Source organism: Parabacteroides sp. merdae-related_45_40 (assembly GCF_001915675.1).
The window spans coordinates 27,722-41,283 of record NZ_MNQY01000040.1 but is presented as its reverse complement, the minus strand read 5'-3'; the positions used below and the strand labels follow the sequence as shown (position 1 = coordinate 41,283).

7 protein-coding genes are annotated in these 13,562 nt (G+C 36.8%); 1 reads left to right on the top strand and 6 read right to left on the bottom strand.

Going from position 1 to position 13,562, the window contains the following annotated elements; translation table 11 throughout:
* Positions 1-28 precede the first annotated feature (28 nt).
* Entirely contained in the window at positions 29-676 is a 648-nt protein-coding gene (locus BHV83_RS04080) for a response regulator transcription factor (protein WP_022321951.1), read from the top strand.
* Between the two features lie 28 nt (positions 677-704).
* Here the strand turns inward: BHV83_RS04080 and BHV83_RS04075 are convergent, their stop codons facing one another.
* From BHV83_RS04075 to BHV83_RS04050, 6 genes are all read right to left on the bottom strand, one after another.
* Entirely contained in the window at positions 705-2,510 is a 1,806-nt protein-coding gene (locus BHV83_RS04075; RefSeq protein WP_022321952.1) for a hypothetical protein, read from the bottom strand.
* A 9-nt stretch (positions 2,511-2,519) separates the two neighbouring features.
* The gene (locus tag BHV83_RS04070) at positions 2,520-4,550 is read right to left on the bottom strand and encodes a hypothetical protein (protein ID WP_022321953.1); all 2,031 of its coding nucleotides are present in this window, start codon (positions 4,548-4,550) and stop codon (positions 2,520-2,522) included.
* 42 nt (positions 4,551-4,592) lie between these two features.
* Entirely contained in the window at positions 4,593-7,394 is a 2,802-nt protein-coding gene (locus tag BHV83_RS04065; protein WP_286756407.1) for an alpha-L-rhamnosidase, read from the bottom strand.
* A 112-nt stretch (positions 7,395-7,506) separates the two neighbouring features.
* Positions 7,507-8,589: a DUF4959 domain-containing protein gene (locus tag BHV83_RS04060; protein ID WP_022321955.1), complete on the bottom strand. Its 1,083-nt coding sequence runs from the start codon at positions 8,587-8,589 to the stop codon at positions 7,507-7,509.
* Positions 8,590-8,618: 29 nt separating this feature from the next.
* A complete protein-coding gene (locus BHV83_RS04055) occupies positions 8,619-10,442 on the bottom strand; it encodes a RagB/SusD family nutrient uptake outer membrane protein (RefSeq protein ID WP_022321956.1) in 1,824 nt (607 codons plus the stop codon).
* 11 nt (positions 10,443-10,453) lie between these two features.
* Entirely contained in the window at positions 10,454-13,546 is a 3,093-nt protein-coding gene (locus BHV83_RS04050) for a SusC/RagA family TonB-linked outer membrane protein (protein WP_022321957.1), read from the bottom strand.
* Positions 13,547-13,562 lie beyond the last annotated feature (16 nt).

Below are 13,562 nucleotides of genomic sequence, written 5' to 3'. Positions count from 1 at the left end.
TCTTGCTCTCTGAAACAAAAAAAGGAAAATGACGAACAGCAAACTCATATACATCGAAGACGATCAGATCTTAGGGAATTTGATTACACAAGCCTTGGTCGACTATGGATTTGAAATCGATTTCAGGACAACATTAAACGGGCTTCAAGAGAGTTTGGCTTCCATGCTGCCGGATTTACTGATATTGGATATTGAGGTAAACAATCAAAGTTGCCTCGACATTCTTCCCGCTATCCGCTCACAATATCCGCAACTACCGATCATCATAGCTTCCTCACATACGAACGGAGCCAAGATCATCCGCAGTTATGACGCCGGAGCCAACCATTACATTAAAAAGCCGTATGACGTTACGGAATTGGTATTTCAGATTCAAAACCTATTGCAACAGTCCGAAAAACAGCTGCCTGCGATATGGAAAATCGGCACTTATCAGGTAGACACACGCAAACAACTGCTCGAAGAAATATGGGGAAACGATTCGAGTGAAGAAAGCCTGAACAATATTATCTCGCAACTCCGCAAAAATTCCGGTCAAACGAACACATTCATATCAGTACACACCCGGTATTGGATACCAATTGGATTTCTGACAGGCCCAATTAAACTCGCTCCGAATATAGATACTACTAATTCCCCAAATTTGCAACGTAGTTTACCGAATGCTTACGAATGATCACTCATAGAGATTTTACAGGATGCACTCAATCTCCTACAGAACAATACACAAAATTAAAACGCCCACCTGGAGCCACATCGCCATTTACATAGAAATCCATAATATTACCTTCATCTTGCATATTGTCACTCCACTTAAATTCCAAATTAACTGACGAAGAAAGCCCAAGTACGGATTTAGGAATAGCCATTTCAAGCACATTCCCATTAACAATAAATTGTCCTTTTCCAACCTGTTTCCATTTCCATTTCCCTTGCTCGCTTTTCTCTACCACAACCTGCTTCCCTTTTGGAGATGTATGATTGATAATAAAGTCATAACCATTCCAGCCTGTGGATTTATCACGATCGGTATCAATCAACAGAACCATCCAATTAGGGTTCTGTGGTGAAGTTAAGTCGGACGCGGTCTCTACATAAAAATAGATTTTCTCATCATCATGTGTAACCTTAGCTCCTACTATATCGTTACGCCCACTGTTATTTGTATAATAAGTATTGTATCGACCTGCACAATTACGAGATAGTGTATTACCCCGATAAGAAGTATAATAAGGCTTCACATCATCCCAACTACCCAGCCTTCCCAAGTGGATTGTTTTAGGCTCTGAGGCTATTTCTGGCTTATCCATCCCCTTAAATCTACGAACATTATCCACTAATTGCAAATAATAAACGTCACCCTTGTCGCCCCATCCTTTATTGGGCTCAATATCTCGGCTGCAGTTCCAATTGTATTGGTCAACAAAAGAGAAAGGATCACCAGTCCAATTATCTTTAGGTAACCACATACCAGCAATATATTCATTCCATCCAGTCACGAATATCAATTCAGGATCCATACCTATAGCACGATCCCATTGCTCTTGAAAATTCCATCCGTACAGATAGCCTTCCACTCGTGGATCAAAACCTTTTTGAACTGTAAAGTTACGCCCATACGCATTGGGTAAATTGAATGCACTACAGTGTCCCTTACTCACAGGATTAGCATTTTGAGCAACACCTACCGTTACCTGTTCATATCCTCCATTAGCTAAAGGGACATAACCATGTTGTGGATACATCTCTAACCACCCCCATTGATCGTTACGCTTAGGACCATCAACATAGTCAGGTTGACCTGGACGGAATGTAAAGAATTGTGCAATTTCACGATCCACCGGATCATTTGTCAGATTATCAGGATAGGCCATAATACACGGTTTTCCTTTCCAAACAAACCACAAATCCTGATAACGTCCAGGTTTATAGACATCCCTGTAAAGTTGGCGTAACGAAACTAACGAATGCGGCAGTGGACCAAAAGGCAACATAAATCCAATCTTTGGGACCTTAACCCCATCTTTACTCGCTTGACTCCAAGTTTTCATCAAAGCCTCATAAGAATCTTGCCAAGTTAAACTTCCATTTGTACAATCAAAAAAGACAACATCAATCCCTGCATCAGCCAACATCTCAGCATGTTTTCGTAACACCCAGGTATCGGTCGTACGATAATACCCAAATAAAGGTTCTTCCCAATAGAAAAAACCAGGTTTTTTATTACCCCAAGCTGGATGATCATATGAAGCCATAGCCTCTGGATATTTACGTACAATTTCCGATATGTTTTTAACAGTGTAGGTTGTATCATCCACTCCTTGGTGCCAAGTCCAGTAAAACATAGCTACATACTTATCTTTCTTTTTTTCCCCAACATCTTGATATTCGCACACCTTACGTCCTAACGCATCTGTTGCTGACCATGTATCACTATTAACTTTTATCAACTGAGCAAAAGCCGTTATATTCCCTACAATCAATAAATATATAAGCCAATAATATTTCATATTCATTCTTTATTTTTTCCAAATACAACGATAATTAAATCTGCGATTAGGTGCAGTATCTCCGTCTGTACATAAAGAAATTGGATCTTTCAACTCTTTCGGATTATCTGCCCATTTGAAATCAAAAACAAAAGCATCCTCTAGTAACCCCAAGTCTTTTCGACTCACAGCTAGCTCTAAGCAATTTCCTTTTGCTTTATAAGCAAGTACATTTTTCTTAACCCATTCGTTCTTCGTATTATCATACCACTTAATTTGTGTTGACGTATTATCCACTACCGATTGATTAATCAAATAATCATAACCATACCATCCCGTAGAATAGTTATTATCCGCGTCAATTAGTAGTAACATCCAGTTCGGATCAGTTGAAGATGTTATCGGATTTGCGGTTTGAACATAGAAATAAACATTCTCCTTATCTACTGCAACTTTAGACAAAACAATATCATTTCTCCCTGAATTGTTTATATAATGATTTCCTCCATATCCTTTATAATCACGATGCGTAATATCACCTTTCGTATCACGATATTCAATCTTTATCTTCTTCCACTTATCAAATTGACCATCAATAGACATCTTCTGATATCCACGATTTTCCGGAATAGGGCGAACCCCTTTGTAACGACGAATATTTTGTGCCATTTGCATATAGTAATTATCTGTATATCCTCCTTTCATCGGTTGAATGGTTCGATTAAACTCGGCATTATACTGATCTACAAAATAAAAAGGATTCTTACGGCCCAAAAAATCAGTGGGACCAGGAGATTCAGATCCTGGGGCCTTGCCCGATTTATATTTTCCTGCAGACCACTCATTCCAATCATTCAAATAGAGAAATTGCGGATCCTCTTTTAAAGCCTCATCCCAGCGATCCTGGAAATAAATACCATAGGCTGTCGGATCATCAACAACCTTTCCCAACCAAGGTACATAGGTTGGCTCCGGCATATCTCGATCATTCAACTTTGGCTCCTTTTTATCACGCGTCCACGATTTTCCAACAATCGAGATCGGATGTTGTGCAGGTGTCACTGCCGCTTGTTCCTTTTCTCCTTTATAAGTAGCAATCAACGATGATGGATCCATATTACAAACACGTTCATCACACAAATCATAACCAAAGCTCCAATTTCCTTCTGTTCCAACAAAACGTTCTCCACCCCATTCATAATATCCCCACCACATGTTCCGCAGTGTAAAAAAAGTTTTTACCTCCTTAGTATAATCACTATAAAACTCACTAGTATAATCAGGATCTTTATAATGAGGATGAGAGGCATCAGTCAAAGCCTTAGGATCATAATGAGGATTTGGATTCTTCACACCACCTCCATTCGCATCAAGAGTTGGTTTTGCGTTATAAAGTAATAACGGTTTATCATCCCAATAAAACCACAGATCTTTGTATTTATTTTCCTTATATACTTTATCATACAAATCCTGAACAACCGTAATTACCGGTCCATTGAATGCCCAAAAACAGAATTTCGGCACTTTATTTCCTTCTGCTTTCATTTTTAACATCGTAGTAAACAATGTTTCCCATTCTGCCCAATATCGAACAGCATTGGTCACATCCATAACCAAAACGTCAACTCCAGCATCTGCCAACATAGACATATCTTTGCGAATGACATATTCATCCCTGCTTAAAAAATACCCCAGTTCTGGTTCACCCCAATGATAAGAACCTTCTGTCCATAACGGATGATTAGCATCTAAACGAGCTTCCGGAGCTTCTTCCAATATCTTCATCACATCTGCTCGATAAGGAGCTTTCAACGTTGCCAAATTATCAGAATGCCAAGTGATATAGAAAATACCTACCGTTCTTTTCTTATCATCCTTGACCGGCCCCACCTTTTCAATACCAGGCATCGTTCGCCCCAAAGCATCCGTTGCTACCCACGTATCAGAATAGAGATCCCAATTAGAATCTGTCTCTTGTTGAACAGATTCATTAGTATGGAGTACACCTACACATCCCGATAAAGCAAATCCTCCCACTATGCTTAACAATAGATTCTTCATGATTTCGTAATTATAAGTTTAACAATAAAAATAATATCCATTTTATTTTATCACAATGGTATACTCTCCAGATAAAAAACAATAGAGATTACTCTTTTCTCTTTTTTCAACTAATGGAAATGTTTCCTTACTAAAATCTATACCATTAATTTCAACTTGTCGCCCATTCGGTAAAGCGACTAATCCCGATGTATTCGCAGGAAGTTCTATTTTCCAAATAAACTGATCATTTTTCCAAAACCAATCACTAACAGTCTTACCATATCCCGAATATACGGAAGCAGAAGCCCATTCCAAATAAGAGGCCATTGTAGGCTCTAATCGAACGACTTTAAATCCTGCCCCCGATTCGTCAACTCGAATACCTGCTATATCTTCATAAAACCACGTATCATACCCTCCCTGCATAGGATGGTTCAATGAAGAACGATTCTGCAGACAAAATTCTTTACTCTGTTTATTTATTGGGAGAACCTCCCACAATGTTGTTGCTTCAGCATCAGTCCACATATATGCAAAACTATTTTCACCAGTTTTTGTAAATAGCTCCCACGCTTTTTTTCCATTTCCATAACGAGATAAAGCTTCTCCTATACGTCCTAAACCAAAAATACCTATATGAAGAAAATTATCATATTTCTCCTCCATATTCTTTGCTATCGCTTTAGAAACGGCCCCTTCATCCCCCTTTGGAACCAAGCCAAAATCAAGAGCCATTGCATCTGCCGTCTGGCTGCCAAATGTTTTGTTTTTCATATCATAAAATTCAGCGACAAAAGCAGTATATATACTTTTCTTTAGAGAGTTAAAATAATATACATCCTCTGTTTTTTTTAAAAGATTTGCGACTTTTTCCATAATAGAAACATCAAAATAATGGAAAGCGGTGGAACTAAGTGCTATTGAACAATCAATAGTTTCATTTCCTCCTGGAGGACACCAGTCTCCCAATCCATAAGGAACAATATGTTTTCTCGGAAGTGTATCGTTCATTGACAGTTGTTCCACATGTTCGACCCATTGTTTCATTTCATCATAATAAATTCGTAAAGGTTCATCATCTCCATAAAACAGATAGGTAAACCAAGGTAATTGCACCACAGCTGTTCCCCAATCAGGTGAAGCAACCCCGCAGAGACGCTTTCCTGGAGATATCATATAAGGAATACCTGATTTCTTTTCTGCAAAATAAAAAGCCGTATTATACAATTTCTGATACAAAGTTTTCTTTTCATAATTTGATGAAGTTGAATGAACATCCTGTAGATACTTATTCCAGAAATTATTTAAATCAAAATTATAACTTTCAAAAGGTGCTACTGTATGCGCATCTCCCAACCATCCACACCGTTCTCTATGGGGACAATCTGTTGGTAATCCATGCGTATTACTCAACATCGTCCGAATTGCCAGTTCATGCAATGTGTTAATCTGCTTATTTGAACACTCGAATTCACCTCTTTGTTGTACGTTAGAATGCACAACAATTGTTTTAACACAATCCAAATTTGGTTCTGACTTCAAGCCTGAGAGCTCTAAATAACGATAACCATGATAAGAAAAACGAGGGTTCCAAGTTTCTACACCATCCCCGGCACAAATATATTCATCGGTCTGTATAACTCCCGTTGCAAAAACACCTGTCGTGCTAAAATCAATAGACCCATCTTCATTCAAAATTTCTCCCATCCTCATTTTTAAATGAGTACCTTTCGGTAGGTTCACTTCTATTCGAGGTACACCTGCAACATTAACACCAAAATCAAAAACCCAATTACCTGCTGGATCTTTCCACTTCTTTATTGCCCTTAGTTCTTTTATCAGACGAATAGGCTCAACAAGTTGAGGACGCAATTCACATGGGATTGTCCCTGTCGCTACCACTACTTGTTTCCACTTATCTGCCATAAATCCAACATTCGACCAACCCAATTTCTCCTTTGTAGCATCATAAACCTCACCTGCATAAATATTACTCTTCAATAACGCGCTCGGAGCCCACTGCCAAGATTCGTCAGAAACGACCCTTTCAATGGTCCCGTCCGTATAAACTAATTCCAATTGAAGCCGGAAAAGAGGATTTCCATATTTCATCACATTTTCACCCCAAACTTGACCTTGACCATACCATCCTTCTCCTAACAGTACACCCAAACAATTATAGCCACGTATCAGCTGAGATGTGATATCAAAACTTGAGTATAAGGCATATTTGTCATAGTTCGTTTGAGCAGGATCTAAAACTCGGCTTTGATCTACCAAAGCCCCATTCAAATAGAGATCTCCGCAACCTAATCCACAAAAATAAACAATAGCACTTTCAACTTCTCGTCCATCGTCTTCTACTTTGAACTCTTTTCGAAAGTAAGGCATCGAACTATTCTCTTTCCACTCAGAAGTAATCCACAAACCCTTCCACTCTTCAGAACGAATACCTAATACAAATGAGGCAGGTTTACTCCATGCTGTTACTTTACTATTAGCATCCCAAATACGCACACGCCACCAATATTTGAAACTCTTTTCCAACTCTGAAATAATGGGACGAATAAATTGTTGCTGTTCCGATTCAACCCTACCAGAAGACCAAATACAATCCCCTGTTTCTAATGCCTTTAAAGAGGATGCAATCTCTATCTCCCATGCAGATTGAATAAACCCATGTTCTTCTGAAACTATTTGCCAGCTAAAGATTGGTTCGTCAATTCCTATTGGATCAACCAATCCACGACATTTTAGCCCTACAACTTGAGCTGCAGTGTCATCTTCTCTACCCAAACAGCCCCCCCACAAAAAAACTCCTATTAGCAAATAAAGTACATATATTGAAATTTTCTTTTGCATAACAAACAATATTGTACAATTAAAGACTACTATAATAAAGACATAACAAATAAGGGTGTTACAAAAACAAAACAGGAATTGTATACACCCTCATCGTTATTCTATAAAAAGATTACTTAAACCGAATATTTCTGATATTTATTGTAACATTAGGCTCTGTTCCAAAATCACAACGCATGTAGTCACCAGGATTACCCCAATTTACAGTGCCCATACCAGCTGCATAATCATACTCAAAAGTTTTCCACTCCTCAGAAGCAGGCAAATTAACAGTAGATGAATTAGCTTCTGCTGGACCAGAAGAAGTCGTACACCAAAATATTTGCAACTTAATTTCCTTATTAGATTTATATCTAAAAACCATTGTTGAACCTGCTTTACTTGCAACCAATCCATTAGAATTAATATATGGATCTCCTCCGTTCGTTACAATCGTATATTCATACAAATTATCCGGATTAGAGGATGTGATTGTCATCTGATTCATACTCGGTTGGAATGTTACGTATTCCACTTCTGGATAAACAATATCATCTGGATTTATTGTCGGAGTCACCATAAAAACTTTCTCTTCTGATTTACCACCATCATGATGATTTTCAGCAGAAACCGTCAACTTCGTTTCTTTCAACAAGCCAGTTACAAAATAAACTCCTGTTCTGGTAGCATCAATAGTAACAATCTGTTTTTTCTCATTTTTATCCACATAAGAAACAATCAGATTAACCCCAACAGAAGTCTCATTAGTCCATGATAACTTAGCACCTTCATCTGCCGGTTCTGCCGTAACAGTATTAACTACATAATCCTTTGCCGCTTCAATTCCAAGTGGAGATCCTTTGATAATAACAGGAGATGAAGACGAACCAGAATACCCAAAAGAAGTTAATATAAATTCATGTTCATTTACATCCGTAAATCCTCCAACAATAACTGACACTTTATTACTATCGTCAACACTATACTTACTTACTTTTTTATTTACCTTTTCTCCTTCTGAATTCATATAGGTGATTAATGTATAATAATAATCAGAATTTTCCGGATTAGTCCAATTCAAAGTTACAGAACCTATAAATGGTATACACTCAACATTACTAACAGGGTCTATACCTCCCATTACTTCTTCATTATCATCACACCCATTTATAATGAGAAACGGAACAAAGATTAAAAATAAAATATATTTTTTCATTTTACCGTATTTTTAATTATTAAACCATATTACCATCCCGGATTTTGCCAATCAGCACCCGTATGTTTTAACATCTTGGCCACTTCACTTTGTTTGATTGGATAGAGCAAATATTTATCCGTATTTGTTCCTCGAGAAGCAAGTTTAATCCGATTATAAGTGAAAGAGCCGTCAGCTTCTTTCACTATTTTCATCCCTGTTACAAAATCATCCGTTTCAGTTAAGATCTTCCAGCGCCGTACATCAAAGAAACGATGTTCTTCAAACGCCAACTCAACACGGCGTTCATTTCTATAACGCTTTTCAAAAATTTCTTTTGACATACCAGCAGATAATTCCGGCATACCTACACGTACTCTAATCTTATTAATAGCGTCCCTGGCAGACAAAGACTCTGCACCGACTTTTGATACAACAGGAATATCTGGCCCAACAGCCTGATAAGCTGCTTCTGCAAAGTTTAAATAGAGTTCTGCCAAACGATAAATACGCATCAAACCGTCAGCATCCTGACCAATACCTGATTTGTAATTATTAAACTTACGCATATAATATCCTGTTCGTGTAAAACGAATATCTGTTACATTATCTGAAATACCACAATTACCTCCAACAAATGTTTCAACCTTATCACCATTAGGATTATCCAAATAACGAATGGATCCATTATAATAAATGGAGGCATAAAAACGAGGATCTCGGTTCTTATATGGTTCTTTAGGATCATAAGAAGATTCTTTATTAATGATTGGATGCAAATGATCAGAATCAGAATATCCTAAAATAGGCTGAGTTCCATCTATCATTTCATAACTATCTACTAATTCCTGAGAAGGACCAGCCCCCGCTTTTTCCATACCAGGAGTAATAGGTGTTCCTGCAAACTTCCACACATTAGTACGCCACGTTGTTGTTTCAAAAATTGTCTCCTTGTCCCAAGAACGACTGGGATCTGAACGCGTAATAAAATAATAAGCATAGGCGTTCTGTGCAACAGTGGAATCTGGAGCTTGATCATATAAAGCAAACCCATGCTGTAAACACATATCTAAAGCCTCTTTCGTTATTTCAGTCACTTTTTCCCAGGTATATTTACTCGTTCCATTATTATTCCATAATGGACTTGCTGCATATAATGCTGTTTGTGACTTAATAGCACAAGCTACAGCTCTTGTCAATTTACCTCTTTCATTATCACTAATATTCCAACGGAATCCAATAGACTTTCCTTCTGATTCTTCCGTACTCAATGCTGCATCACATTCTGAGATAATAAAATCAGCACACTCCTCAAAACTAGCACGCTTATCTTTAGAAAAATCATGATTAGTCTCATAAGGTGTATCAATCAAAGGAACACCTCCATAACGTTTTATCAATTGCAAATAATAAAATGCACGTGCTACACGCACCTGAGCAATCCAGCCATTTTTCTCAATTTCATCAAATTCATAAGTAGCTATTTCCGGATCTCTAATGCATTCCAAGAATGTATTACAACGCCTAATACCTTGAAAATAATGAGACCAAGGATCTATATAACTAGCTGTTAATGGGTTATATTCTGCTGTCGTATAACCTTTATACCATTTTGATACAGGACCATCTTGATTATCACTTGCATCATGTGCTTCATCACAAAATGAAGCTAATGGAGTATTGGTACTTTCATACGTAAATCCAACTTGAGGAATAAATCCTAAACAATTTGTGTAATAGGCAGACGTACGCTCATATCGATTAAAAATCTCATTCAATGAAACACGTCCATCCGAAGGTATATCTAAATCAGCACAAGAGGAACAACAAAAACCAAAAACAGCAAATTTCAATATATTAATTAGATTCTTCATAATATCACAATTTAAAATGTTAAGCTTACCCCAATATTATAGACTCTATAGGGTTGGAAAGTACCCATATTACCAACTTCCGGATCAATGAATTTAGAACGCATATTATCAATTGTAAACAAATTTTGTCCACTCAAAGAAAAACGGATCCTCTCAGTAAATACCTTACGACAAATATTCACAGGCAATGTATAAGCAATCTCTGCATTTTTCAAACGCAAATACGAGGCATCCATAATAAAGAAACTATTCGGCTGATGATTAGTTGACTTTCTCAAAGATAATGCAGGATACTTAATCTCCTCACCATTATTCCAACGTTCAGGAGTCCAAGCCTGTAAATGTAAATCCGTAAATACACCTTGATATTCTGACTCATATGCACCTACACCTGAAATACATCTAGAGAATTTACCAGTTCCTTGGAATAGAAAATTCACTTCAAAGCCTTTATACTTGAAACCTCCCGAGAAATTATAAAAATGCTGAGGAATAGTGGTATTCAATATCGGAGCTTTATCTTTTTCATCTATAATTTTATCATTATTCAAATCCTTATAGATAAAATCACCCACTCGTGGTGTTCCAAAAGCGTAAGACAAACTACTTTGTTCTAGTTCTTCCTCGAAGTTAAACATACCATTTCCATTACTGTAATCAATCAAATACCCCCACTGTTGATTTACACTATATCCCTCAGTACGATACGGATAAGCATATTCATCAGAAAATGGTGATTCATTCACATTTAGTACTTTATTCTTATTATAACTAAATGAGCCTGCCAAATAAAATGACCAGTCTTTATTTAATTGCTTATTATACATAACTTGTACCTCAAAACCTTTATTTTCCATCTTTCCAGAATTAGTCTTTGGATAATTGGATAATGCAGTGCCTTGATATTCAGGAACCAGACCAGCACTACTTACTAGCATATTATCACACAAAGACTTGTACCAGTCAAAAGAAACTGTTAATTCATTGAAAAGGCCTAAATCAACACCATAATTCTGTTTCTTCATCTTTTCAGCGACTAAATCAGGATTTCCTTTTAACCCCTCATTACCATTAATATCTATATAGTCTAGATACAGGAATCGCTCTCCCCCTAATTGATCATTGGCTGTTAAACCGTAAGAAGCTCTTAACTTTAAATTACTCAACCAGGATAAATTACTCATAAAAGGTTCACTTGAAACAACCCATGCAGCAGAAATAGCAGGTGTAGCCACATAGCGATTATCTGGATGGAATTGTTCAGATCCTGAATATCCCAAATCAGCTTTTACAAAATAACGTTTTTTATAACCGTATGTAGCAGATAAACCCAAATTTTCGCGTTTATAAGGTAAGATTTGAGATCCTGATGCATTTTCTTTTTCCTGTTGTAAATAGAAAATATATCCCAATGCATCAATACTATGATCTCCAAACTGACGACTGTAGTTCACATTTGCAAACAGATTTAAGTTATAATAAAAACTGGAACTCTTTCCATATGCAAGTGGAGTATTACTATCTGATCCTAACAAAGAAAAATCCAACTTGGAGAAATCTTTTGAACGAACATAGCGCTCAAAATTTTGTGTTGTAGTCGTTTGATTCACTGAATTAGTTTGATAAGCCATCACTCCGCTCAGAGAAAGTCCTTTCGTCAAGAAACTTAAGTCTAAGACCAAACCTGCTTGTGCATTAATATTTGCAACTAAAGCTTGAATATAGCCCGAACGATTCAACATTCCATATACAGGTGTTTTTTCATTATCATGTGTAATCACCTGATTTCCATTAAGAATACCTTCTCCAAATGGAGTAACCGGTCCATACATCGTGGGTGGCAGATTAAAAATATGATTATAAATAGTTTCATTTCCATATCCTGTCGTTTTTTCTGTTTTAATATTACCTGATAAACGCATAAATCCACTTAAATAATCATTAATCTTCACATCAATATTTGAACGGAAATTAAACCAATTATTCTTAGGAGTTGGATCGTATTTTGCATTTGGCTCATTAGCCGTTTTAAACGGTAACTGCTGATGCATGTAATTGACATTAGAAAAATAACGAACTCGTTCATTACCACCCTTAACATTTACACCAACTCTAGACATAAATGTTAAAGGACGAATAAACATATCATACCAATTATTATTGGGATATAGAGCATCATTGCCAATTTGAAATTTATCCAAATCATCTGCAGAGAACTGAGAATTATACCCTAATCCATCATTAAAACCAGCTTGATTTCTCATTCGAGCATAATCATAGGAATTAATAAACGACGGGGTTTTCGTCATTTGTTGGAAAGATTGGTCAAAATTTACATCAACAGTAGTCTTTCCAATATGCCCCCGCTTCGTCTTAATAGAAATAACACCATTTGCACCCTGAATACCATATAAGGCCGTAGTTGCTGCATCCTTAAGAACCGTAATTGATTCAATTTCTTTCGGAGTAATATAAGTATAATTGGTATTTGGACAAATGATTCCATCCACAATAATCAATGGTTCACGTCCATTAATAGTAGATAATCCCCGTATCAACATAGTTACTCCTGTAGAAGAAGAACTCAGCGCACCTCGTGACAATTCTGAATTGGTCTCGATAGTAGTCAAACCAGCAAACCGACCTGCAAATGTTTTGGTCAAATTAGCCTCTGGTGATTTATCCAAGTCTAATCCTGTCACTTGAGAAACTGCACCTGTTACAGATCTTTTGGGTAAAGATATATATCCCAAATCCACTAATTCATCTGCTTTAGAAGCATCAAAAGTTAACTGAATAGATTTTAATTCTGTTTTATTATCCACAGAAACTATTTTATCTGAATAACCAATATAAGAAACTGTAATATATTGACTACCGTCCTTTAAGTTAAATTCATAAGTTCCATCAACTTTTGTCAAATACTCACATTTTCCTTTTTCAGATTTCAAAAGAGCTCCTGATATGGGTTTTCCAAACTCATCTACAACCATACCTTTCAATTGTATAGAAGAATCTACATTTTGCGCTGAACTCAATAAACCTGGTGAGATCAAGCTAGCACAAACAGCTAACATGGATATTTTATATTTTATGTAGCTCATAATTGTATGCTTTATT

What these genes read in the sequence shown, in the direction of transcription:
- BHV83_RS04065 (WP_286756407.1), bottom strand. Translation starts at nt 7,394, where the DNA reads ATGCAAAAGAAAATTTCAATATATGTACTTTATTTGCTAATAGGAGTT.
- BHV83_RS04050 (WP_022321957.1), bottom strand. Translation starts at nt 13,546, where the DNA reads ATGAGCTACATAAAATATAAAATATCCATGTTAGCTGTTTGTGCTAGC.
- BHV83_RS04055 (WP_022321956.1), bottom strand. Translation starts at nt 10,442, where the DNA reads ATGAAGAATCTAATTAATATATTGAAATTTGCTGTTTTTGGTTTTTGT.
- BHV83_RS04080 (WP_022321951.1), top strand. Translation starts at nt 29, where the DNA reads ATGACGAACAGCAAACTCATATACATCGAAGACGATCAGATCTTAGGG.
- BHV83_RS04060 (WP_022321955.1), bottom strand. Translation starts at nt 8,589, where the DNA reads ATGAAAAAATATATTTTATTTTTAATCTTTGTTCCGTTTCTCATTATA.
- BHV83_RS04075 (WP_022321952.1), bottom strand. Translation starts at nt 2,510, where the DNA reads ATGAAATATTATTGGCTTATATATTTATTGATTGTAGGGAATATAACG.
- BHV83_RS04070 (WP_022321953.1), bottom strand. Translation starts at nt 4,550, where the DNA reads ATGAAGAATCTATTGTTAAGCATAGTGGGAGGATTTGCTTTATCGGGA.